This is a genomic window from Cohnella sp., from assembly GCF_041641335.1.
Classification (GTDB): Bacteria; Bacillota; Bacilli; order Paenibacillales; family Paenibacillaceae; genus Cohnella.
The window spans coordinates 1-24,384 of record NZ_JBEPYQ010000078.1; the positions used below are offsets into that span (position 1 = coordinate 1).

Annotated in this window: 20 protein-coding genes; 2 read left to right on the forward strand and 18 right to left on the reverse strand. The window is 58.9% G+C overall.

Features of this window, described 5'->3' with window-relative positions; translation table 11 throughout:
* Nucleotides 1–115: 115 nt before the first annotated feature.
* Nucleotides 116–1,414, reverse strand: coding sequence for an ABC transporter substrate-binding protein (locus tag ACESLM_RS22290; protein WP_372634473.1), 1,299 nt, complete (start codon nt 1,412–1,414; stop codon nt 116–118).
* 424 nt (nt 1,415–1,838) lie between these two features.
* Between ACESLM_RS22290 and ACESLM_RS22295 the strand changes: the two genes are divergently transcribed.
* Nucleotides 1,839–3,218: an ABC transporter substrate-binding protein gene (locus ACESLM_RS22295; RefSeq protein ID WP_372634475.1), complete on the forward strand. Its 1,380-nt coding sequence runs from the start codon at nt 1,839–1,841 to the stop codon at nt 3,216–3,218.
* Nucleotides 3,219–3,306: 88 nt separating this feature from the next.
* Here the strand turns inward: ACESLM_RS22295 and ACESLM_RS22300 are convergent, their stop codons facing one another.
* Together ACESLM_RS22300 and ACESLM_RS22305 are read right to left on the reverse strand one after the other, a co-directional pair.
* Nucleotides 3,307–3,741: a hypothetical protein gene (locus ACESLM_RS22300; RefSeq protein WP_372634478.1), complete on the reverse strand. Its 435-nt coding sequence runs from the start codon at nt 3,739–3,741 to the stop codon at nt 3,307–3,309.
* Nucleotides 3,742–3,750: 9 nt separating this feature from the next.
* Nucleotides 3,751–4,635, reverse strand: a complete 885-nt coding sequence (locus ACESLM_RS22305; protein WP_372634480.1) for a helix-turn-helix domain-containing protein — start codon at nt 4,633–4,635, stop codon at nt 3,751–3,753.
* 119 nt (nt 4,636–4,754) lie between these two features.
* On the opposite strand from ACESLM_RS22305, the gene ACESLM_RS22310 reads away from it, so the two are divergent.
* A complete protein-coding gene (locus tag ACESLM_RS22310; RefSeq protein ID WP_372634482.1) occupies nt 4,755–5,588 on the forward strand; it encodes a phytanoyl-CoA dioxygenase family protein in 834 nt (277 codons plus the stop codon).
* Nucleotides 5,589–5,690: 102 nt separating this feature from the next.
* Here the strand turns inward: ACESLM_RS22310 and ACESLM_RS22315 are convergent, their stop codons facing one another.
* The 15 genes from ACESLM_RS22315 to ACESLM_RS22385 form a co-directional block, all read right to left on the reverse strand.
* A complete protein-coding gene (locus tag ACESLM_RS22315; protein WP_372634485.1) occupies nt 5,691–7,328 on the reverse strand; it encodes a response regulator transcription factor in 1,638 nt (545 codons plus the stop codon).
* Nucleotides 7,325–9,133 carry a cache domain-containing sensor histidine kinase gene (locus tag ACESLM_RS22320; RefSeq protein WP_372634488.1) on the reverse strand — a complete coding sequence of 603 codons (1,809 nt, stop codon included), beginning with the start codon at nt 9,131–9,133 and terminating at the stop codon, nt 7,325–7,327. The genes ACESLM_RS22315 and ACESLM_RS22320 overlap by 4 nt, the downstream gene beginning before the upstream one ends.
* 111 nt (nt 9,134–9,244) lie before the next feature.
* Nucleotides 9,245–10,561, reverse strand: a complete 1,317-nt coding sequence (locus ACESLM_RS22325; protein WP_372634490.1) for an ABC transporter substrate-binding protein — start codon at nt 10,559–10,561, stop codon at nt 9,245–9,247.
* 94 nt (nt 10,562–10,655) lie between these two features.
* Nucleotides 10,656–11,489: a carbohydrate ABC transporter permease gene (locus tag ACESLM_RS22330; protein WP_094042177.1), complete on the reverse strand. Its 834-nt coding sequence runs from the start codon at nt 11,487–11,489 to the stop codon at nt 10,656–10,658.
* 1 nt (nt 11,490) lies between these two features.
* A complete protein-coding gene (locus tag ACESLM_RS22335) occupies nt 11,491–12,375 on the reverse strand; it encodes a carbohydrate ABC transporter permease (RefSeq protein ID WP_372634494.1) in 885 nt (294 codons plus the stop codon).
* Between the two features lie 218 nt (nt 12,376–12,593).
* The gene (locus ACESLM_RS22340; protein WP_372634497.1) at nt 12,594–13,532 is read right to left on the reverse strand and encodes an ROK family protein; all 939 of its coding nucleotides are present in this window, start codon (nt 13,530–13,532) and stop codon (nt 12,594–12,596) included.
* 14 nt (nt 13,533–13,546) lie between these two features.
* Nucleotides 13,547–14,464, reverse strand: a complete 918-nt coding sequence (locus ACESLM_RS22345) for a helix-turn-helix domain-containing protein (RefSeq protein ID WP_372634500.1) — start codon at nt 14,462–14,464, stop codon at nt 13,547–13,549.
* A 57-nt stretch (nt 14,465–14,521) separates the two neighbouring features.
* Entirely contained in the window at nt 14,522–15,262 is a 741-nt protein-coding gene (locus ACESLM_RS22350; protein ID WP_372634503.1) for a sugar isomerase domain-containing protein, read from the reverse strand.
* 27 nt (nt 15,263–15,289) lie between these two features.
* Nucleotides 15,290–17,380 (reverse strand): glucosidase family protein, encoded by a 2,091-nt coding sequence (locus ACESLM_RS22355; protein WP_372634506.1) that lies wholly within the window; start codon nt 17,378–17,380, stop codon nt 15,290–15,292.
* 700 nt (nt 17,381–18,080) lie between these two features.
* Nucleotides 18,081–19,115: a glycoside hydrolase family 88/105 protein gene (locus ACESLM_RS22360; protein WP_372634509.1), complete on the reverse strand. Its 1,035-nt coding sequence runs from the start codon at nt 19,113–19,115 to the stop codon at nt 18,081–18,083.
* 24 nt (nt 19,116–19,139) lie between these two features.
* Nucleotides 19,140–19,985 (reverse strand): carbohydrate ABC transporter permease, encoded by an 846-nt coding sequence (locus ACESLM_RS22365; protein WP_094042184.1) that lies wholly within the window; start codon nt 19,983–19,985, stop codon nt 19,140–19,142.
* A gap of 1 nt (nt 19,986) precedes the next feature.
* Complete coding sequence (locus tag ACESLM_RS22370; protein ID WP_372634512.1) at nt 19,987–20,886, reverse strand: carbohydrate ABC transporter permease; 900 nt, start codon at nt 20,884–20,886, stop codon at nt 19,987–19,989.
* A gap of 187 nt (nt 20,887–21,073) precedes the next feature.
* On the reverse strand, nt 21,074–22,378 hold the full coding sequence (locus ACESLM_RS22375) for a hypothetical protein (protein WP_372634515.1): 1,305 nt from the start codon (nt 22,376–22,378) through the stop codon (nt 21,074–21,076).
* Nucleotides 22,365–22,910: an RNA polymerase sigma factor gene (locus ACESLM_RS22380; RefSeq protein WP_372634517.1), complete on the reverse strand. Its 546-nt coding sequence runs from the start codon at nt 22,908–22,910 to the stop codon at nt 22,365–22,367. Before ACESLM_RS22380 ends, ACESLM_RS22375 begins: the two co-directional genes overlap by 14 nt.
* A 112-nt stretch (nt 22,911–23,022) precedes the next feature.
* The gene (locus tag ACESLM_RS22385; RefSeq protein ID WP_372634520.1) at nt 23,023–24,369 is read right to left on the reverse strand and encodes an ABC transporter substrate-binding protein; all 1,347 of its coding nucleotides are present in this window, start codon (nt 24,367–24,369) and stop codon (nt 23,023–23,025) included.
* Nucleotides 24,370–24,384 lie beyond the last annotated feature (15 nt).

Consider the following 24,384-nt stretch of genomic DNA (forward strand, 5'->3'; position numbering starts at 1 on the left):
GACTGCCACCCGGTATTCATCGCGGACTCCTCCTTCGGCTTCATGGGCGAAGAAGACGGGGCATCCTTGCGGATGCCCGTCTTCCTCCGGCTAACGGATCGTTTGCGTTTCCCGCTTATTTGCCCATAGCCTGACGAGATTTGGCGACCGCTTCGTCAAGCGCCTTCTGAGGGTCCTTCTTGCCGAGCAGCGCGTTGTTGATTTCGCCCCATACCGGCTCGATAATCGTTCCCCAGTTCAGCACGTTGGGCGCGAACTGGACGTACGAGAAGCTGTCGGCTACCGAGCTTTGCGGCAGCGCCTTGAATTCCGCGCTGTCCAGCATCGGTTTGGAGGCCAGCGCCTGGCCGGACTCGGCCCAGGCAAGCGAGTTGCCCGCGACGTACTTCAGGAAATCGCCGATTCCGGCAAGCACGCCCGCATCCGTCGTGTTCTTCGGAATGACGAAGCTGTGAGAGCCCGCGTATACGGCTTGCTTGGCTTTGCCGATCTGCGGCACAGGAGCGATGCCGTAATTCAGGCCGGCTTCGTCGAACTGCGACTTCATCCACGGGCCGTTGAACTGGATCGCGTTCTTGCCTTGCAGGAACAGCGTATTCTCGCCGTCCTGCTGCACGTTGGCCGGGGAGATGCCTTGATCGATCAGGCCGCGCAGCCAGGCGATCATCTCCACCGCTTCCGGGGAGTTGTACGCGACGTCCGTACCGTTCCACAGCTCGCCGCCGTTCTGCCAGACAAGCGTCGGGAAGATGAACTGCTGCGGCCACAGCGTCGGCACGACGTAGCCGTATTGGCCTTTGCCCTTGTCCGTCAGCTTGTTCACCGCGTCTTCGAATTCGGCGCGGTTCGTCGGAGAACCGGAGATGCCCGCCGCTTCGAACAGATCCTTGTTGTAGTACATGACGAGAGGATGGATGTCGAGCGGAATGCCGTACCACTTATCCTCGATCGTGGAATATTGGACAGGCGCCTCGACGTAGTCGGTCTTGACGATGCCCGACTGTCCGGCGATATCGTCCAGCGGCTGCAGTTGACCTTTGCTCGCGTAAGTCGGAATTTGATCGACGTGCATGATCGCCAGATCCGGGCTGTCCTTGCCGGCGCTCAGCGCCACGTCGAGCTGCTTGTAGTACTCGCCGTTCGGCTGGATGACGAAATTGATTTTGTAACTGTCCTGCGACGCGTTGTACTTCTCTACGATATCCTTCATGAACGCTCCGTCCGCCCCGGAGAACGGCGTCCAGAACAGCAACTCCGTCTTCTTGCCCCCGGCTGCGGCGGAGCTTCCGCCTTGGCTGTCGCTCGGAGCGGCATTTCCTCCCCCGTTGTCGTTGCCTCCGCACGCGGTCAGCACGAGAGCCGCGGTCGTCAGCGTCAGGAACGTGCGAGTCAAGCCGGACGATACTTTGAACATATTGTTTTATCCCCCTTGATCGGTAGTGTGAAGCGTTTGGCCTGGAACCATCTTAGCGCTTTCCGATCGGATAAAAATACGCACTTCGTTTAGGGGATGTGGACATATCTTTAGATCCTAGGGCGTGTACGCAAACCCGCTCAGGGGCATCTTTCACCGCCTTTTCGCCCCCTGCTTCGTCACTTTTGCTTGACGTACCCCCGGTACGCCTTCACAAAAGTTCCTTGCATGGAACGAAAATTCGACAAAATCTGCCGTCCTCGGAGTATGCATACACGCCCTAGCCGGAAGAGACAGAGCCTCTCTCTTAATATTCCGGTAGAAAACGTTAAGAAGAACTTAAGGAAATAGAGAGAAGTTGTTTATCTTTGCCAATTACACTGCGAAGGAGACGAAATCATGAAGGAATGAGGGTTTGGAGCCGATGAGCAAGAAAATGGCGATCGCGTTGGGCCTGACCGCTGCGCTGCTGTCCGGATGCAGCGCCGGTCCTCAAGCGGAACCGCAGGGGAAAACGACGTTAAAGGTCATGTATTATTCCGAAGACAGCTTTTATTTTCAATACGGCATGCTCTTCTCCGCGCTGTATCCGGACATCGAGCTTGAGGTCGTATCCACGAACAACGTCAAGCCGGAGGACGGAGAGACGATCAACGACGCGACGGCCAAGTTCATCCGGGAGCGGAAGCCGGACGTGCTGATGCTGAGCGCAAGCCAGTACAAGCAATGGGCCGGCGAAGGAAAGCTGCTCGATCTCGAGGCGAGAGCCGCGCAGGACAAATTCGATCTGGCCGGCATTGTGCCGGGCATCCTGGAATACATACGGGGATTAAGCGACGGCAAGCTGTACGGAATGGTACCTTCCTTCTACAGCAGAGCCGTGTACTACAACAAGGACTTATTCGAGAAATACGGAGTCCCCCTACCCGAAGACCGCATGAGCTGGGAGAGCCTTCTGCAGTTGGCTTCCCGGTTTCCGACCGGCGGAGAACCGGGCGAACGCGTCTACGGTTTGAAACCTGACTACATGAGCGATCTGAACAGCCTCACGAGACAAATCGGGGGATCGCTTGGACTGAGCTATTTTAACGTGTCCAACATGCACATGACGGCGAATTCGGATTCATGGATCAAAGCCGCGGAGACGGCCGACAAAGCGATCAAAGGCGGCTACTTATACTTGGGAGAGGATCAGACCAATCAGATGTACACCACGTACGAGGAGTACCTGCTGCAAGATCCTTTTATCGGCGGAAGGACGGCCATGACGATCGACAGCAGCTATCTCGTCTCCCAGATCAAGGAAGCGCAAGAAGTGCTCAAGGATAAGTCCTTGAGAAATTGGGACGTCGTCACGATGCCCGTGGATCCGAAAAACCCGAACGTCACCGATACGGTGTCGGTAGATCAGATTTTGGCGATCGACTCCCAATCCCCGAACGTCGACGCGGCGTGGAAATTTCTGCAATACGTCAACGGAGACGAGTTCGCCCGCGTCAAATCGAAGGCGAACTCGGGAGGCTTTCCGGTCAGGACGAAATACATCAACGACGACGACGGGCATAACTTGCAAGCTTTCTACGCCTTGACGCCCACGGAAGAAACGGTCTTCAAGGATTACGACAAGATGCCCAACGAGGCGTTCACGGAAATCATGAATACGATCGCGGCGGAATTGTCCGAAGCCGGGAAAGGACAGCAGACCGTCGCCGAAGCATTGAACCGCATCCAGGACAAGGGACAGCTTATACTTGACGGTAAGGGGAAAGGAGCTGAGGAGACAGCTTCCGACACTGAGAAATAGGAAGCCCTGACAGGGGGAGCCAGCAGGCTCAATGTTGTCAGCGTACTGAGCGGTCCCGGCCGCTTGACGGCGAGGCACTTTCTTGGCCTTAGCCGCGCGGCTTGGGCAGCGCCGAGGCACTTTTTTGGCCTTGGCCCCGCTGCTTGGACAGCGCCGAGGCACTTTTTTGGCCTTGGCCGCGCGGCTTGGGCAGCGCCGAGGCACTTTTTTGGCCTTGGCCGCGCGGCTTGGGCAGCGCCGAGGCACTTTTTTGGCCTTGGCCGCGCGGCTTGGACAGCGCCGAGGCACTTTTTTGGCCTTGGCCGCGCGGCTTGGACAGCGCCGAGGCACTTTTTTGGCCTTGGCCCCGCGGCCTCGTTTCCGTCGAGGCACTTTTTTGGCCTTGGCCACGCGGCTTGGGCAGCGCCGAGGCACTTTTTTGGCCTTGGCCCCGCGGCTTGAGCAGCGCCGAGGCACTTTTTTGGCCTTGGCGCACGCGGCCCCGGGACCCGGCTGGCTCCTCCGCCCTCTCGCCGGAGCCCATGCCCGGCTTCTAACGGCGGCCCAAACGGTAAGCGCCGGGAGAGACGCGCATCGCCTGCTTGAAGGCTTTGGAGAGGTGGTGCTTGTCGGCGAAGCCGCAATACGCCGCGACTTTCTCCAACGGGTAAGCCGTCGTCTCCAGCAGCTCCGCGGCATAGCGCAAACGCAGCTGCATCAGATAGCGGTGGGGCGGCATGCCATACCGCTCGCGGAACAAGCAGCGAAACCGCGAAGGGGATAGATGCGCCCGGCGCGCCAGCTCCTCCACGGACAGCGGTTCGGTCAAACGGTAGGACAAGTAAGGAGTCACCCAATCGGGAGAGAAAGGCCCCCTTCTCTCCGTTTCCTGCCGGGCCCGGTAATGATCGCGAATCAGCTGCCGCACCAGTTCCATCGCCAGATGCTGGGCCTCCAGACGGGATAGCCCGTCCGGCTCCAGCCAGCGTTCGATCGCTCCGACGAGAAGCTCCCGGAAGCGTTCGGGATGGCGCGGCGACAGCTTCACGGGAACCCGGACTCCGGGCATTCCGTCGAGCCGCGGCTGCATCAGCCTCCCGTACGGAGCGAGATCGATCTGCCCCGGCAAAGTGGCGAAGCTTTCCGTCCTTAACGGATGATAGAAAATATCGAAATGAGCGTATGGCGTCGTCGTTCTCGTAATCCCGGCCAGCGTATGCACGGTGCCGGGCTGCAGCAGACAGAAATCCCCCGCTCCCAGCAGCAGCTCTTCTCCCTCGACGGCAACCTCGAGCGTTCCCTCTTCCACATAGACGAGCAAATAATCCAGCAAATTGCGTTTCGCCGCGTACTTCCACGGCTGCCGGACGGGCAGGTCGCAATGGCGCAAGTAGGGAACAACGAGCTGGGCGGTCATCCATTCTTCGAGCGTATGCATCTCCGATCCCTCTCTCCGACCGGCGAATCCCGATCATATTGGACAACGCAATCAGACAGCCGGGATAACGACTTCCGCGCCTCCGACCGCTATTCTAGAAACAAAAGGAGGCCATGAACATGAACAACGACAACCGCGAGCTGCCGGAACTCAACTCCGACTATCCGCTCAGCGACAAGCAGACGTCCCTCTACCGACAAGACGGTCACATCCGCTTAAAGCAGGTGATGAGCCCTTCCGAGGTGAGCGCCTACGAGCCGGTAATCTCGGAAGCCGTCCGCAGGCTGAACAATCACGACAAACCTCTGAACCAACGCGACACCTACGGCAAGGCGTTCATTCAGGTAGGCAACCTGTGGACGAAAAGCGAAGCGATCCGGCGCTTCACCCTTGCCCGGCGCTTCGCCAAAATCGCCGCCGAACTCATGGGCGTCCAAGGCGTTCGCCTGTACCACGATCAAGCGTTGTTCAAGGAACCGGGAGGCGGCCATACGCCTTGGCACCAGGATCAGATCTATTGGCCCCTCGACACGGACAAGACCGTCACCATGTGGATGCCGCTCGTGCCCATCTCGGAAGAGATCGGCTCGATGACGTTCGCTTCGGGCTCCCATACGAAGGGCTACGTGAGCAAGCTGGTCATTTCCGACGAATCCCACAGCACGTTGGGTCAGTATATCGAAGCCAAGGGGATTCCGCAGGTCAATTACGGCGCGATGGCGCCGGGAGACGCGACGTTCCATGCGGGCTGGACGCTGCACTGCGCTCCCGGCAATCCGACGGAGCATATGCGCAAAGTAATGACGATCATTTACATGGCCGATGACGCCAAAGCGATCGAACCCCAGAGCAACGTCCACCGGAACGCGCTGGAGCTCAGCCTCCCGGGCTGCAAGCCGGGCGAACCGGCCGCGAGCCCGCTCAACCCGATCGTCTATCGCCAAGAAGGCTAGACGTCGGCAATACGAAGAAAGCCCGGAGCGACATCCGGGTTTTCTCCATCCAAAGGACGCCAATGGCTTTTGGGTTTGGGCCAGCGGACGAATCCATAAGGCTCAAGGCGCCCCCGAAGGCCGTTCATTGTCTATCCCATCCGGCCGATCCGTTTTGCGAAACTGCTGGGGCGTAAGTCCGGTTTCCCTCTTGAACACTTTGCTGAAATACTTCTCGTCCGCAAAGCCGATTTTCTCCGCAATCTCCCCGACCTTCAGATAAGGATTGCCGAGCAGCAGCTTGGCGTGGTTCATGCGCAGCTCCGTGACGAATTCCTTGATGCCGATCCCGAACTCCTGCTTGAACAGACGGGCCACATATTCCGAATTCATGAAAAACTGGGCCGACACGTCCTTGATCATCAACGGCTTGGCGTAATGCCGCTTCAAATAATCGCGGACCTCGTAGATCGTCTCCTTCCGTTCCCTGCCCTGCAACCGGCCGATCTCCCCGGCCAGCCGAAGCAATCGCCGCTCCAGACTCTCCGCCAGCCGCTCCAGCGAGAACGCTCCGGTATCGTCCCAATAGACAAGTCCTTGATCCCCCGCGGCCTCCTTGTCCTCTTCCGAGCGTCCCGAACCGGCGTACAGCTCCTGCAGCCACTTCAGCTCCTGCTCCCACCATACAATCTGCCTGGTCGTCAGAGAGGCGGCCTGCGAGCACCCGGAGAGCAGCTCGGACAGAAACCGCTTGATGTCGCTCCGGCTCTGTCCGGTCAAAATCATCCGTAGCTCCCGTTCCTCCTGCAGAAGCGACAGCATGCCCGCCGGCTCCGCGATCTCCGCGTATACGCCGTCCGGATCGGGGCGAAGATGGTTGACGCTCTGCCGAACCTCCTCCGCTTCCTCGAACGCCTCCGCTAACCCTTGCGGGAAAAGCCGGCGCGAGGAGAGCGCAATCTCGATGCGGATGCCGAAGGTGCGGAGCATCGTGCGCGCCAACTCTCCGCAGAGCGCCTTCTCGTCGCGCGCATCGAAGAGCAGCAGCACGACGACGCCCTCTTCCGATTGGTAGCGAAACGCCGTCCCTCTTCGCGGAAAGTCGAGCAGCTCGCCGGCGACGTTCACGATCGAGAAATACAGCAGATCCTTCCTGTCCGAGAACGCCCGCTCGATGCGGCCCGCCCTCTCCTGAATCCGGCACATGCAAAGCGAATAGAAGCGGCCCTGCCAGAGCCTCCATTCGTCGCCCAGCAGCTCCTCGGCCTCTCCGGCGGGAATGGCCGCCGAACGGTCTACGATCTGCGTCAGCAGGCTGTCCTTCAGCAGCAGCCTCCGCTCGTTCATCGCCCGAGCGTTGCCGAGCAGGGCGGCCGTCTTTTCGTTCTCCCGCTCCAGCTCTCGCAGCGCGTCTTTCAATCTCTCGTAGACTTCGGTCTCGTCGATCGGCTTGATGAAATAATCGAAGCCTCCATACTCGATCGTCTTCTTCAGAAAAGCGTAATCCTCGTAGCCGCTGATGACGATCGTCCTGTGCAGATACGGAAGCTCCCGGAGCAGTCTCAGCAAATCTACGCCGTCCTTGTTCGGCATCCGCATGTCCGTCAGAATGATCGTCGGCCTCTCCTCCGCGATAATCCGGTACGCTTCCTCTCCGTCCGCCGCCTCGAGCACCGTCGTTATGCCGAGAGAGCGCCAGTCGATGGCCATGCCGAGAAATTTCCGGGTGCGCCTTTCGTCGTCCACGATGATGGCCTTCATGTCCTCTCCTCCCCGATGCCGAACAACAGCGAGCTGTCCCGTTCTTCCATCCGTTCCGGCAGCAGCAGCGTTACCCGGAACCCGCCGCCTTCGCCGTTTTCCATCGTCGTCTGTGCGGAATCCCCGTAGTAGAGCCGAATGCGACGGAACAGATTGACCAAGCCCACTTTGCCGTACGGCTCATGCTGATCGGGCGGCCGATGCGCCGCCTGCGTCACGCTCGCCATTTCCGCTTCGTCCATGCCCGGCCCGTTGTCTTCCACGACGATGCGAAGGCGCGGACCTTCCGCGGCTTCGACCTTCTCCGCGCGGATTGCAAGCCTGCCGTTGCCGGATTGGCGGTCGAAGGCATGCTTGAAGTAGTTCTCCACCAGCGGCTGGATCGTCATCTTCGGCACGAACCAGCCGTCGTTGTGCCGGTCCGCCTCGATCTCGACGCTCAGCCGTTCCTCGAAGCGATGCTTTTGCAGCTCCAGATAAGCCTGAACATGCTCGATCTCCTTGGCGAGCGGCACCGACTCTTCCTCGAAATCCATGCTGTAGCGCATCATCTTCGACAACGACCGGATCAGCCGGTACACTTCGAAATCTTCGTTTTCGTAAGCGAGCGCGGCCGTCGATTGCAGCGCGTTGTTCAGGAAGTGGGGGTTCAGCTGCGCCTGCAGCGTATTGAGCTGCTGCGTCTTGTTCTGAATCTCCAAATTATATTCCTTGATCATCAGGGAGCGGATCGTCTCGACCATCGACTTGAACTGGTCTCCGACGATGCCGATCTCGTCGTTGCCGAGCCGGTCGAAGTCGACCTGCATATGGCCTTTCTTGATGCTCCGGATGTTGCGGACGAGCACCTGCAGCGGCCTCGTGATCTTGAACGAGACGAGCAGGGTGGCCGCCACGGCCAGCACCAGCGCCAGGCCGCCGATCCACAGGTTCATCTTCACGATCTCGCGCGCATTCCGGTTCAGCGTGTCGTACGGAATCTGCTTGACCAGCAGCCAGCCTTCGTTCGTCTGCTGAAGCCGGTTGTACACCATGATTCCCCGGAAGCCGCCCTCCTCCCAGCTCCAATGACCGCTTGGGCGATCCTCCTGTCTAATCCTGTCCAGCCAGTCGGCCGAGGACGGCATTTCCCCGGTATCCGCGGAACGGAACAGCGCCTCCCCTTCCGGGTTGAGCAACAGAAACTCGCTTTTCCCCGGCACGTACAAGTCTCTGACCAGCTCGCCGATCTCCTTCGCGTCGATCGTAATCGTCAAGTAGCCGAGCACGTCGTCGCCCGGAATGTCCACGAACGCCCGCCGATACGTGAATTGCCGCCCTTCCGGCCGTTCCAGGGCGAAATGTCCCCGATACGGATTTTCCAGCGCCCGGGCGTAGCCGTCATCGGCATCGCCTTCCTGCGTATACTGCCTCCACAGCGAAGGGGTGAGAACGAACGTCAGTCCCGACCGCCTCATATACAGCTCGACTCTGCGGATATTGGGACTCGAGCGGATGACCGTCAGCAAAATATCTTTAACGCCCGCGGACAGCGTATCGTCGCGCGACATCTCCCTGCGGAACAGATTGTTCGCCGCCGCGTTCGTGTAGAGCGAGAGGCCGAGCTGGTCGATCCGCTTCAAATAGGCATCGATGTTGCGGTGCCCTTCAGACAGGAGATTAATGTTTTCCTGAAGCGTCTGCTCCGCGACGGAGCGGCTCGTCAACTGGTAGTTGAACACGATCGCCACCCCGAACGGCACTACCGTCGCCAGCAGCAGAAGCGCAATCAGCTTGCTGCGGATGCTGAACCGTATGTCGGCCATCGGCTGCTCCCCCTGTTTCTTCGATGTCGTCCGCGCTCCCGGCGGGAAAAAGGCAAAACAAACCGTAAGCCCGAAGGCTTAAGGTTTGTTCCGGGGAAGCTCGTCGGCTCCCTATTTCTGGCTCAGGTTTTTCCAGGCCTCGTCCATCTTCTCCAGCACGAGATCGTAATCGAGCTTATTGGCGACATAGCCTTGGACGAGCGCGTAAAACTCGTTGTACGTTCCGTCAGGCCATTGGTTAAAACTCCAAGGGACCGTTTTGCCCGCTTGCGAATATTTCACCACTTCCTGCGACAGCGAGCTCAGTCCGTCGGCCGGAATGTTGTCGTAGGCGGGAATGAATTGGAAGTCCTTGGCCAGGTACTTCTTGCCCGTCTCGGAGCTGACCATCCAGTCCATGAACGTCTTGGCCGCTTCGATCGCTTTCGAATCCTTGTTAACCGCCCAGAACATCGGCGTACCGACTTCGAGACGGTCCATCTTCTCGGCGTCGTCGTTGATCGGCACCGGCATCAGGCCGATGTTGCCGAGATCCGGATTCATCTGGCGCAGCGGCATTTCCGCCCAGTCCCCTTGATGGATCATCGCGACCTCTCCGTTGGCGAGCAGCGTTTCCTGCGTCTTGTAGTCCGTCGTAAGCGGGTTGGCATACCCGTACTTCAGCGTCAGATCGAGAAACTTCTTATAATCTTCAAAGATCGGGTTGCCTTTCATCGCAGCCGTCCCCGCCGCCAGGTCCTGAAGGAACTGGTCCGGTTCGTCCTGCTGCGCGAACGCGATATTCATCTGCTGCATGCCGAGAATCCACCATTCCCCGTAGCCGTTGCCGAACGGCGTAATGCCCGCCGCCTGCAGCTTCTCCGCCGCGGCTTCCAGCTCCGTCAGCGTCTTCGGCAGCTCGGTAATGCCGGCCTTCTCGAACAAGTCCTTGTTGTAGACCATACCGAAGCCTTGCAGATTGTAAGGCATGCCGTAGAGCTTGCCGTCCAGCGTCGCCGCGTCTTTCGCGAACGGAAGCGCGTGCTCGGCCCAAGGCTCCCCGGACAGGTCGACGATGCGCGACTGCCACAGGCTCAGCATCGACGGTCCGTCTACCGCGAAAATATCCGGTCCTTGCCCGGCGGCAAACCGGGTTTTCAGATCCGACTTCCAATCGGCGCTGCCGCCGACGATGTCGTTGACGATTTTAATATCGGGATGCTCCTTCTCGAACTCCGCCGTCATGGCGTTGAACGGCTCGGCGATATCCACCATGAAGTGAAACACGCGCACCTCCTGAATTTCGCCCGCCGCTTGGGACGGAGACTCCGCGCCCGGCGAGCCGCTCGCCTCGGGACTGCCGCTTCCCGATTCGCTGCCGCCGCCGCACCCTGCAAGCAGCCCCGCGATCAGCGCGGCCGAGGCCAAACCTGTCCAACGTTTGTTCATTTCTGTTCCTCCCCGATTTTCATTATAGAAGCGTATGTGAACCTTTTCCTATGGAAAAGAATGTCACCTTGGCGACTCGGCCTGTTCGGCCTTCTCAGCCTTTGACGGAGCCCGCCGTAATCCCGCGAATGATGAACCTCTGCAAGCCGAGGAACAACGCGACGATCGGCGTCATCGACATGACCAGCGTGGCCAGCGCCATGTCCCACTGCTTCGCGTATTGGGCGAAGAAGGAGTAGAGCGCAAGCGGAATCGTGTACATCTTCGCCTGATGCAGCACCATGACGGGAAGCAGGAAGTCGTTCCAGATCCACAGGCTGTTCAGAATGACCGCGGTCATCGTAATCGGCTTGAGCAGCGGGAACACGATTTTCCAGAACAGCCCCTGCATGCCGCAGCCGTCGATTATCGCGGACTCTTCGATCTCCGTCGGAACGGATTTGACGAACCCGTGGTACAGGAAGATCGTAAACGGCGCCCCGAGCCCGAAGTACAGAACGACTAGGCCCGGCAGGCTTCCGATCAGCTCCAGCTTGCCGCCGATCTGCATAAGCGGAATCATGATCGATTGGAACGGAATGACCATTGACGAGACGAACAGCAGCAGCACGATCTGGCTGCCCCTGCCCGCCCGACGGGCCAGCCTCCAGGCGGCCATCGAGCTGAGCAGGACGATGCCGGCGTTGCTCAGGACGGTGACGAACGCGGAATTGAACAGCACGTTAGGAAAATTCGTCGCCTTCCAGGCGCGGACGTAATTGTCCGTTATGAACGCTTCCGGCCAATTGGCCGACCGGCTCATAATGTCCGGAAACAGCTTGAAGGAGTTCAGAACGACGAGATACAGCGGGTACAGAAAGACAAGCGCGCAGACGACGATCGCAAGCTCGAGCAGCAGCGTTTTCCAGGAATAACGGTTTCCGACCATCTTACATCTGCACCTCCCGTCTTTTCGTCAGCGTCACCTGCAGCAGCGTAATGGCCGATACGACGAGGAAGAAAATGACCGCCTTCGCGCTTCCGAGCCCGTAACGGTTGTTCTGGAACGCTTCGTTGTAGATGTTCATCGTGACCGATTCCGTCGAGTGGAACGGGCCTCCGTTCGTCAGCGACAGGTTCAGGTCGAACACTTTGAACGAAATCGAGAGCGACAGGAACAGGCACACGGTAATCGACGGCATGATCAGGGGAAGGACGATGCGGGTCAACGAACGGAAGCCGCCGGCTCCGTCGATGCGCGCCGCTTCCATAATCGACGAATCCACGTTCTGCAGCGCGGAAATATAGATGACCATCAGGTACCCGCTGATCTGCCAGACGAAGACGATCACCATTCCCCAGAACCCGGTCGAAGCGTCGCCGAGCCAGCTTAGCTTGAAGAACGACCAGCCGGTCATGTTCCCCAGAGACGGGAAGCCTCTCAGAAAAATGAACTGCCAGATGAATCCGAGCAGCAAGCCGGCCAGAATGTTCGGCATGAAGAAGGAAACGCGCAGCACGTTCGTCAGCTTCAGATGCCGGGTAAGCGCCAGCGCGAAGCCGAAGCCGATCAGGTTGCTGAGCAGCAGGGAAATCATCATAAAGCGGAACGTAAACCAGAACGATTGCAGGAACCGGTCGTCTTGAGTGAACAACCGGACGAAATTGTCGAGTCCGACCCACTCCGCGTTGCCGCTGACCCCGTTCCAAGAGGTCAGGGAATAATAGAAGCCGAACAGGAACGGAAGCAAGGTCAGCGCGATAAAGAAGAGCAAGGCCGGTCCTATAAACACGGCGTCGTGGAAGAGCTTGATTCTGGTATTGCGGCCTGGCACCGGCGTTCGCCTCCTTCGTGTTTGTCCCCGGGCGCGGCACGGCGGCCGGGGCGTCTTATATGTATTCTAAGCGATGGGCGACAGGCTCCGAGCGGTACGCATTCGACTGAAAAGGTGGAATAATCCGAGCTTTTTTTCGAACCGTTGAAGACGCGAAGAGGCCGCCCCGTTCAGGCAGCCTCTCCGCAGGTTCAACTATCTTCTTCGATCCTAACGGCTTACTTCGAGAATACGGCTTCCGCCGCGCCCATGACGCCCGCCCGGTCCGGAAGCGCGGCCGGAAGAACGACCGGCGGCACGGTCAACACCGATCGACCGCGCTGCTCAAGCTCCCGAACGGCGCTCTCGAGCAGCAGCGAGCGGATACGGCTCAACCCTCCGCCGACGACAATCGGGCACTCTCCGAATAGCTGGAACAGATTCGCGCAGGCGATGCCCAGAGCCCGTCCGGCTTCGGTCAGCAGCTTCCGGGCAAGCGCATCCCCCTGGTCCGCCAGAGCGCAGATCCGCTCGACCGAGACTCGGCCCCCGCCACCCGGGTTGGCCGATTCGCCCGCCTCCGCTTCGTAACGTTCGATCAATCCAAGCCCGGACACATACCTCTCCAGACAACCCCGATTGCCGCACGCGCAGTCGACTCCTTCGGGGTAGACGGCCATATGCCCGATATTCAGCGGTCCGCCCATCGGATTCCGGTAGACGCCTTCCGGCTCGATCAAGCAAGCGCCCACACCCGTGCCGATGGCGACGTACAGGAAACGGCCGAACTCCGCAGCCGCGCCGCGGCGCCTTTCTCCCAACGCCCCCATAACGACGTCGCTGTCCAGCGTAACCGGAACGTTCCACCTTTTTTGAAGCTGTGCGGCTAAGGGCACGTCCGACAATCCCAGGTTAACGGCGTACCGCACCTCGGTGCGCTCCTCGTTCAGCAGCCCCGGCACGCCGACGCCGACGCCGGCCAGCGTCCCTTGTCCGGGAGCTTCGCGCAGTTGCGCGGCTATTTCGTCAGCCAGCCCCGAAACGTCCAGCGCGCCGCTTCCCGTTCTGGGCGTCGGGAAGGAGCGGAAGCCGACCAACGTCCCATCGCAGTTCACGAATCCCGTCTTCACGTTGGTGCCGCCGATGTCGACGCCCAAAGCCCATTCGATGCGGGACAAGGGCACACGTCCTTTCAATGATAGTAATAGTAGTGGTTAAGGGGATACGACGTCTCCAGCTCGTTAACCGGAGACAGATGCTTCAGATGCGGCGCGGAAAACCGCTGCCGGTATTGGGAAGCGGTCATTCCCTTCACGCTCATGAACGTCCTGTAGAAATAGTGCACGCTCTGGAAGCCGACCGAATAGGCGATTTCCGAGATGTTCCGCTCCTCCGTGACCAGCAGCTGGCACGCTCTGTCGAGCCGGCGCATCAGGATCGCCTTCTGCGGCGACATTCCGGTGTACTGCACGAACTTGCGGGTAAAATGCTCATGGCTCCAGCCGGCCTCTTGGGCCAAGCGGGCGACCGCAATCGGCTCCGTCAGATGACGATCGATATAATCCAGCGCCTTCAGCACGGGAAGGGAATGCTTCGTATCGAAGATCGGCGCGAGCTTGGCGGAAGGCATCCCTTTAAGCCCTTCAAGCTCCGCCAGCGCCGAGAGCAGCAGCAGCTTACAGCGTTCCGGCCATAGATACAGCTTTTTGCTGGACAGGAACAAAATCTGCTTGACGAGCTGAGGGACGAACGTCTCCTCGACGGAATGCAGGCAAACGGATTCTTCCGGCCGCTCCGCTTCGTCGGAACGCTCTTCGGCGATCCGGTCGAGATAGAAGGTAACGAACAGATGCCTGACCGGGTGAGCCTTGTCGAACTCGTAGGAATACGTCTCCCCCGGCGGCGTGATAATGACGCAAGGCTTGCTGAGCACGAACGATTTGCCCGGGCTTACGTAACGGGTATCGGACCCGACCGGAAAAAACACGATCTGATAGCTATCCAGACAGACCGGCCCGTACACCCAGCCCGGCTTCACGACGAAGTCGCCGGATCTGACGAATCGAATGCGGTTCAGCTCGGCGGCGGAAGGAATCCAATCCAACGACATGCGCAGTCCCCCTCTTATGCCCTCATTGTACTACATTCCCTCCGCCGCCACGCGGGATCAAGCTTTTGGAAAATAACGGACTCGCGACTGGTAGGCTCTCATCAAATCGGCGTTCCCTTCGGCTCCCGGTCCGTTGGCGCTTTGGAACATCGGCGGCTTCGCGCCCAGCGAATCGAGCAGCGAGACGACTTCGGCCACGATCATCTGCATGATCAGAATGCCCGTCAGCGTAGAGGTCGGGCCGAAGCGAACCGGGGAAGCGCCCGCGGTCGCAAGAGCCGCATCGCCGGGAACGCCGCAATTGTCGATGACCAGATCGGCGACGTCCGCCAGCTTCAACCCGTCGCGGTGGCGCGACGAGACCGATTCGCTATGCCGCTTGCTCACGATCGCCACGACCGTCAGACCTTTGCGTTTGCAAGCCTGGGCGACCTCGATCGGAACGGCGTTGATTCCCGAATTGGAGACGACGACGGCGACCTCGCCCGCTTCCAGCCGATAACCCGAGACGAGAACTTCGGCGTAGCCGTGCAGCCGCTCCATCTCCGTCGAACGCCCCACGTTCAACTCCATCAGCGGAAATTCGAGCATGGCGTCCACGCAGGCCAGCCCGCCGGCGCGGTAGAAGACGTCCTCGGCAATCATATGGGAGTGGCCGCTTCCGAATACGTGGAGAACGCCTCCGCGTTCGATGCTGCCGGCGATCGCTTGCGCGGCTTGCCGGATGACCTCCGACTGCGTATCGGCAATCGCCGTGGACGTCGCCTGAACGGTCTGCCAGTAGGAAAGTGCGGACATGAACGATAACCTCCTTGGGGCCGACGATCACGCGCCGGCTTCGATAATGACGGAGCCTCCGTGGAACTTCGCGGGCACGATCAACTGGCGCCCGTCCGAAGAGAAGCCTTCTTCTCCGTTAATCGTAATGCGCTTGCCCTGATACTCCTCCGGCACGTAGACAACGACTTTCTCCGGACGATTGCGCTGCGGCAGGTCTATTTTCGCCCGGAGGCCCCCTTCATGCCCGGACGCCTCGAAGCTCATCGGACCGAACTCCGTCAACGCGTCGCGCACGCGCACTCCCTTCTCCAGCCATTCCGGCGGCAGGCCGAGACCGAGATGGAGCGTGGCCCCCTCTTCGAGAATGAGCATGCGGCGAAGAAGAATCATATACGTCGCATGTCCGTAAATGTGCGGCAAGGTGTCGTTCCAGGCCAGGCGGTACTCGTAGAAAATGCCTTCGGGAAATCCGTGCGTGGACGTGGTATGCTCCAGCATGGCGAAGAAGTGCTCGATTACTTTGCGGTAATCTCCCTGGATGAGACGGGTCTGCGTGATGTAGGTCGACATGTACGGATGAATCGCCTTCATCGGCAGGTCGAGAATGAGCTCCGTCTGGCCGTTCCATGCGCATACGCCTTCGACGAACGATTGCTCGGCCCTGTCCATCGTGGCTCCTACCCGAGGATCGTCCTTGTCCACGATCGGAAACGGGAAGATCATCTTGATGTTGCTCCAATGCGTCCCCTTCAGCTCGTAACTCGGAGGAAAATAGTCCGCGCCCGCTCTGTCCAGCGCCCCCAGCACGCAGCCCCTATATTCGTCGAAGGCTTCGTGGAATGCCGCGGCATCCTCGGCGCGTCCCGCATGTTCGGCCAGCAGCGCGAAGCACTTCAGCCCTCGGAGGCTCCACAGATCGTAACCGACGATGTGGGAGTTGCCGTCCCACAGACACTCGCCGTCGGCCAGCGAATTCGGCATCAGTCCGTAGTACGGATCGTCCTTCGGCAGATCCGTTCTGCGGCGCTTCAAGATCCATTCCGCCGCCCGCTTGAGATCGGGATATTTGCTCTCCAGCCATTCCTCGTTGCGGCTCAGCATGTAATATTGGTACAGCCCCCACAGCCCTTGTCCGGTACCGTCCAGCTGTCCTTCGTGGCTCACGAAGCCGCCTTCCTTGTCGATGCTGCGCTCCCAGAAGAACGGCAGATTCTCGTCCGCTTCTTTCGTATAGTTGAACATCTGCATCGCATAGTTGATGAACGCCGCGTCCCTCGTCCAGAACAGATCGTAGAACCCTTCCCCAGGGTGGATTTCTCCTCTGTCTCGGGTCATGAACGTATAGACGATGGAAGCCCTCAGCGTATTGAGCGCCTTCTCGTGCGGAATCTCGAACGGCGTCCCCCGATCGAGGAACGTCTCCCAGAATGTCTCCACCTCCGCCAGGCAGGCCTCGAACTCCTCGTCCGGCCGCAGCGCTTCAACGTCCGGCACCGGCATATAGGGGATTCTCAGCTGCACGGACGCGCTCTCGCCCGGTGCGAGCTCGCAGGAGAACGTCAACGCGGCTCCGTCGAAGGAAACGGCGATCCGGTCGTCACCCTGCGCGGCCAGCGCGATGCCGTCGCCGACGCTTGCCGTCGTGAACTCCCCGGCCCGGCCGCGTTCAAGCGGCTTTCTCGTTACGCTGGAAGGCGTATAGTGCTGAGTCGCTTCGACGGCATACGCGGCGGATCGGATTTGTTCCGACGCATTATTGATCGTGAGACGGACGTAGTTCACGTAATTGTCCTCTACCGTCTCCATGCCGTCCAGCGGAGCTCCTTGGAGCGGCCCGGCGAACATCTCCGTCCGGTAGCGGATCGCCTCGTCAACCAAGATGTCGGTCATGACAATCGGCAGATAACCTTTCTTCAAGACCTTGATCACGTCCGCTCCGTAGGGCATCCAAGCGCCGTCCGCCGTCTGGGCGAACAGCGAAATTCTCCTTTTCTCCCCAACGTAGAGAGACGATTCCGGAGAAACCCGCGTTCCGGTCGGATAATCTTTAAGGCCGATCAGCGTAAAAGAATTCGCGTAATATTCCGGCTCGTCGTACAAATTGCGATAATTGGTGGTCCCTGTGTTCAAAATCATGGTTTCACGCCCCGTCTATGAATGGTGAAGTCACGTTCATTATCCCGTATCGGGCTTGGGGCGAACAATGCAGGGAACAGGCAGTTTTATGCACGCATTTGATTTTATGGGCGCAATGAACAGAAGCAGACTCTCGTCTCCTTTCTCCGCTTTTGCCGCTATCCCCTTCCATCAGTCCATCAGCTTCTTCCCGCCCACTTTCCTCTCCTTTTGTCGCTATCCCCTTCCGTCAGATCTCCCCATCATCACACCTCCCTTTCCTCCCTTTTTACCGATATCCCCTTCCATCAGCTCGTGCTATCTCTCACCTTTCATTCTCTGCGCCTTTTGTCGCTATCCCTTCCGGTCAGTTTACGCCACACCCGCCCAACACTTTTTCGTCCCGCTTTGCCGATATCCTCTCCGGTCAGTCCACTCTTTATCTGTCCTACCGCTTTTCGCTCCGAGCTATCAGGATAAAGACAAATAGAGTTATGTCCGATCTCCCAGGAGGCGTACGACCAACCTGATTGAACGGGATACCGGCAAAGAAAGGGAAAGCAGCTACGTACCTATTCAAATGCGGCGCAGAAAAGCTGAGTCGACGGGATACCGGCAAAAGAGGCGGAGAACGATAAATCGCCAAAAAGAAGCTGCCCCTCAAGTCCCGGCAATCGTAATTGCCCTTAGAGACTTGCGGAACAGCCCCGCGTCTTTCTGATTAATATGGATTCTTGCGCACGTTCAGCACATCCGCCAGGAACGCCAGCGCCAGCCCTTGGCCCCAGCCCTGGATACGCTTGTCCGGCACGCCCTTGTAGCCGTCGGCGTTCTGCATGACTGCGGTTCCGGCGGACACTCCGGTCACTGTGCCGTCCTCAGTGATGCGAGCCAGAATGCCGTCGATGGAGCGCTGCGTATATTTGTTGTACAGCCGTCCCTTGGACAGCAGCGCAGCCGCGATGCCCGCCGAGCCCGACGTCTCCAGCGGAGAGGTCGGGTCGTCCAGGATCGTGTGCCAGAGACCGGACGACTCGTCCTGCAGCCGGACAAGCGCGCTCAACTGGTCGCGCAGCGAGCCTTCGATTATCATGAAGTTCGGCAGGTCGACCGGCACGATGTCCAGCGCCCTTGTCATCGTCAGCGCCGCCCAGGAATTGCCGCGAGCCCAATGCACGCCGGACATGTGGTTGCCCGCAATGTTGTCCCAGCCGTGGTAATACAGGTTCGTGCGCGAGTCCTGCAGCGCGTCCTCGTGCCCGTGATACTGCCGCAGGCCGTCGTTGAAATAATCCTCGCGATTCAGCAGCTTGCCGATCCGCAGCAGGAAGTAGCCTGCCATGAACATCGTGTCCACCCACGCCTGCTCGGGGAAGTTGTACGTCTCCGAGTTGACCGTGTGCTGGAAGATGCCGTCCCCGAACCGCGGAGCGTCGTGCGTCAGAAACTCCGCCATCTCCTTCGCCGTCTCGATGTACCGTTCATCCTTCGTCGCCTCGTATAGCGTGAGCAAGGAATGGCCGACCGACACCCCGTTGACCGACAGCTTGGGCAGGCCCTCCTCCATATTTTCATCCACCCAGGCTTTGACTCGTTCCAGATACTCCGCCTTCCCCGTCGCCGAGTAAGCCTCGCACACTCCGTAGAACGCTACGCCTCCGGGCCAATCCCAGCTGAAATCCATGCGGAACGTCCGCTCGACCACCCGGTCGATCGCGTCTCTGATTTCGTCGTCGTTAAACTGCAATGCTGGCATATCGTCTGCTCCTCCCAATGTAGATTACCCCTTCAAACCGCTTGTGCTGATACCGTCGACAATGTACTTCTGGAAGATGAAAAAGATCACGAATACCGGTACGAGTGACAACGTCGACATTGCGAACATTCCGCCCCAGTTGTTGAGCGATTCCCCGTCCAGGAACAGCTTGAGCGCCAGCGACACCGGATACAGCTCGGGCTGGTTCAAGTATAGCAGCGGATGGATGAAATCCTCCCACGTCCAGTAGAAGGAGAAGATCGCCGAAGTCATCATCGCAGGCACGATCAGCGGCAGAATGACCTTGAAGAAAATTCCGTACTTGCTGCACCCGTCGATTTTGGCCGCTTCGTCGAGATCCGCGGGCACCGTCCGGATGAACTGCATGATCAGGAAAATGAAAAACGGGATGCCGAGAAACTGTGGCACGATCAGCGGCTTGAACGACTGCAGCCAGCCGAGCTCCGAGAACATGATGTACTGCGGAATGATCGTCACGTCGCGCGGCAGCATCAGCGTCAGCATCATGCACCCGAACCAGAAGCCCCGTCCGAAGAACGGAATGCGCGAGAACGCGTAAGCGACGAGAGCCGAGCTGCACACCGCCCCGATCGTCGACAGGCTGACGATGATGAACGAGTTTTTGAAGAACGTGCCGAACGAGTTGCCCGCGAAGCCCGCCCAGCCGGAGGCGTAATTGCCCCATTCGAGACTGCTCGGAATCAGGCTGTACGCCGTCGTGAAAATTTCGTCGTTCGGCTTAAGCGAGCTGGCGACCAGCCACAAAATCGGATAGATCATGCCAAGCGCCAGGAGCCCGACCAACAGGTGATAGAAGACGGTTTTCCATTGTCTGCGCGAGATCGCCATGTTATCTATCCCCCTTCGATTCGTAGTGGACCCAGTAGCGCGAGGACTGGAAGATGAGCAGCGTCACGAGACCGATGGCGATCAGCGCCACCCAGGCCATCGCGGATGCGTATCCCATCTCGTAGAACGTGAACGCCCGCTTGTACAGGTACAGAGAGTACAGCAGCGTTTCGTCGAGCGGTCCGCCTTCGCCGCGCGAAATGATGTAGGCCGGCGTAAACGTCATGAACGCGGAGATCGTCTGCATGATCAGGTTAAACAGAATGATCGGGCTTAGCAGCGGCAGCGTGATCTTGAAAAACTGCCGAACCTTGTTCGCGCCGTCCACGCTCGCGGCCTCGTAGTAGTCCTTCGGGATGTTCTTGAGTCCCGCCAGGAAAATGAGCATCGACGAGCCGAACTGCCAGACGGACAGGGCAATCAGCGTCCATAGCGCGGTGCCGGGATTGCCGATCCACGACGTACTGGATTCGATGCCGATCAGGCCGAGCGCGGAGTTGACCAGTCCCTTGTCTCCGAACACCTGCGACCAGAGAATCGAGACGGCCACGCTGCCGCCGATCAGGGACGGAAGATAGTACGCGGAACGGTACAGCCCGATGCCCGCGATCGCCTTGTTCAGCAGCATCGCCACGCCGAGAGCGAAGGCGAGTCTGAGCGGCACGCTGGCAAGCACATAGTTCAGCGTGACCGAGATCGACTTGGCGTACTTCTCGTCGTCGGTGAACATTTTGGCGTAGTTATCGAAGCCGACCCAGCTCGGCGCCTCCAACAGGTTGTAATTCGTGAACGAATAGTAGAGCGACGAGAAAACCGGGTAAACGATAAACAGCAGAAACCCCAGAATAAACGGGGCGGCGAACGCATAGCCGACCACGTGGTCGTTCTCTCGCAGTTTCATGGCTTCAGCTCCTTGGGCAGTATCGGGTTCGGACTCGCTCGGGTCAACCGGCAGCCCCGATAAGTAAACGTTTGCTTATATGCTTATTATGAAGCCCGCAAACGCACATCTGAAGGCAAAAAACCGTTGTTTTTGTTCAATTAGCCGACTTCGAGCGCGAACGAAAAAAGAACGAATTCCTCGACATTCAAGGAATTCGTTCTTCATCGACCAATCGAAGCTGATGCTTTTCGGGATCCGGCTCGAAAAAATAGCGCACAGCGCCGTCTTGCCCGGCCCATCTGCCCCCTTCTACGACCAACTTGCCGTCCTCAGCCTTCGGCAATTCCTGCGGGGAAGTATTCCAAAAGGGAAGATCATTCTCGCCGTCCCTGAACGTATAATTCGCTGCTTCTCCGGTAGCTTTGTCGACACTGTAAGCATAAAACTCCAAAGCGCGACAATCGGTGTAGCGAGGGAAGAACAAGAACAGCTCAATATCCGCAAAATCCAGCTTCCTAAATTCGACAGTTTCGTTCCCTTGCCAGATCATCTCCAGCTGTTCGAAACTTTGCACAACCGTCTCTTCGCCCGATAATCGCTGGAGAACCAGCTCGTAATTTCCGAGAAACTGGACATCTGTCTCCTGCCCGAGGCAGCTCGGCGCACCCAGCAGCCGAACGCTCTCGTCGCCGGATTTATCGGGCCGCAGCTGTAATTTTCCTGCGGCGGAGTCCCCGACAGCCCGAATCCCCTCATTAGGCGCAGGCAGCTCCGGGTCCGGCGGACTGGAAGCTGTCGGGTCCTCTTCCGGTGGCTCCTCTACCGCCAGAGGCGCATCGTGTTCGATGACAGGCCCGAGGCGCGTCGTGCCGATTGTCCCCTCGTCGGAGCGCATCTTGGCGATGACGCGCTCCACCTTCCGGTCCCTCCAATTGATGATCAGCTGCGCTTCGATCTCCCCGCTGCGGATTCCGTCGAGATCGAAGCCATCCTCCAGATTGTCGATTCCTTTACCCTGCCGCACCTCATACCCGTCCCGAACGCCGAAGTCGTAACGCCATAGATCGACTGCGCTCCACGTCGATATATCTTTCGGATCTTCCCTATGCTCCTGCGAAAAATCCCGATAGGTAGACATGCCTACGCCACCGTTACCGAGCGCTTGCAAAACCTCCTCTTGCGTCATCCCGAGTCGCAGCTGGTCCATGGCAGATCCGAACGAAATGGCCGGCTCTTCCTGGCCTCCGCCGCCGATGCTCGCCTGGCGGCCTGAATCGAACGGACTGCTGCTTAACGTAACGAAAGCGGCAACTACGACGAGCAAGACTGCCACAGCAGCCAGCGCGGCCCCCTTTGCATTCAGACGCGTCTTTCCCGCTGTTCCCTTCCTTCCCGTCTGTCCCGACTCCGCCCTCGCCTCCACTTCCCGCTGCAGCTCCGAAGAGAATACGTCTCCCTCGAACGGACCCCTTTTTAATCGCGCATACCATTCCGGTTTAGCCTCCTTCAACGCTCCCAGCCTCCTCCATCAGCGTCCTCATTTTGGCCCGGGCCCGATGCAATCTGGATTTGACGGTCCCGATCGAGACGCGAAGCAATTGCGCAATTTCCGCCAGCGGCATTTCGTACTGAGCCTCCATAAGGAGCACCTCGCGATATTTCGGAGGAAGCTTCATGACCGCTTCCCAGATCGAGTCCGTATACGCGCGATTCATGAACTGCTCCTCTGCGGAAGGAGCGCTCGGCGCTTGATGGAAAAAATCCAGCAGTGTCACTTTGCGGAAAAACGCGGACCTCTTATAGTTGATGACTTTGTTGCGCGTAATCGAGAACAGCCAGGTTCGCAAAGATGACTGCCCCCGGAAGGAGGAAATATGCAGATACGCCTGCAAAAACACATCCTGCGCGATGTCGTCGGACATATGACGGCTTCGCGTCAGCAGGAACGCGTAATTCCATACTTCCGTCCCGTATTCCCGCATCAGATCCTGCAGGGAAGCGGACTGCATGTTGGAAACGAATTTCAAATATTCGTGCGCCACTTCCGCTCACCTCGATAAGTTAGACAACGCAGCGCGCAAAAGGTTCCCGAACAGAGGAAAAATTTAAATTAAAACCGGGCCCGCGGAAGCCGCGAGCCCGATCGCACCGAATTTAGTTTTTGGAGAGAATTTTCGTCGCTTCCTCGCGGAACTTGGCCGCGCCTTCTTCGACGGTCAGCTTCTTGTACAGAATTTGCTCGGCCGTATCCTTGAGCAGCTTGTCGACCTCGACGGCGCCGACCGGGTTCGGAGGGTCCATCTGGCTGCTGTTCTGCTCGGCCCAAGCAACGTAGTCGAACACCTTGGCCTGCTCCGGTGTCAAATCCGGCTTCAGCGCTTCCTTCACCTTGGAGGAGACCGGAACGCCGCGCTCGCCCATAATGATCTTGTTCGCTTCGATGTTGTTGACCCAGAAGTCGATGAATTTCGCCGCTTCTTCCTTCACTTTGGAGTTTTTGGCGATCGAGAAGTACATGCTCGGCTTCAGGAACAGAGCCTTGTTCTCGTTCCAGCCCGGCACCGGCAAAATTTCGAACGGACGCTTCGCCACCGTGGAAGAAAGAATATATTGGTTCGACCATCCCCACGTGCTGACCGCGTTGCCCATCTCGAGCTCGCCGTCTTCCGGCGTGCCCTTCTTCTGCGCCAGCTTGTCGAGGGACAGCAGATAGCCGTTGTTGTACCAGTCCTGGTATCTCGTGTAGAAATCGATGAACAGTTGATCGTCGGTATAGCCCAAGCCTTTGCCGTCGGCCGCGTACATGTGCTGGCCTTTGCCTCTCAGATAGAACGGAAAGAATACGTCGTGGCGAAGATCCGCCGTCAGCAGCTTGCCTTGCGACTTCATGACCGGGCCGAGCTTCGTGAAATCGTCCCAAGTCCAGTCTTGGCTCGGCATCGTGCCGCCCGCGGCTTCCAGCATCGCCTTGTCGACAACGGCCAGCAGCGCGTTGGAGCCGAGGTTCATCGCGAACAGCTGGTCGCCGAGCTTGCCGCCGGAGATGGACGCCTCGCTGATCGAGCTGACGTCGATCGTGCCGTTCTGCGTGTAAGGAGTCAGGTCTTCCAACTGACCCCGTCCGCCGTATTGCGACAGATAGGAGATATCCATCTGGATGACGTCCGGAAGGTTGCCGGCCGCCGCGTTAGGCGCGAGCTTCTTCCAGTGGTCGTCGAAAGCGGCGTATTCCGGCTCGATCGTCACGTGAGGGTTCAGCGATTCGTACAGCTCGATGACCTTCAGCGTGTAATCGTGACGGGCTTGACCGCCCCACCAGGCGACGCGCAGCTTGACAGGATCTTTGCTCTCGCTGGCCGACGCGGACGGGGATGCGTCCGCCGAGCCTGCGGGAGACGAAGCCGGAGCGGAGCTGGCCGCTTCTTTATCCTTGCCGGAGCCACAGCCGATCAGGCTGATGACGAGAGCGAGCAGGACGATACCGGTTAATGCTTTTTTCATTTCTAAATCCTCCCC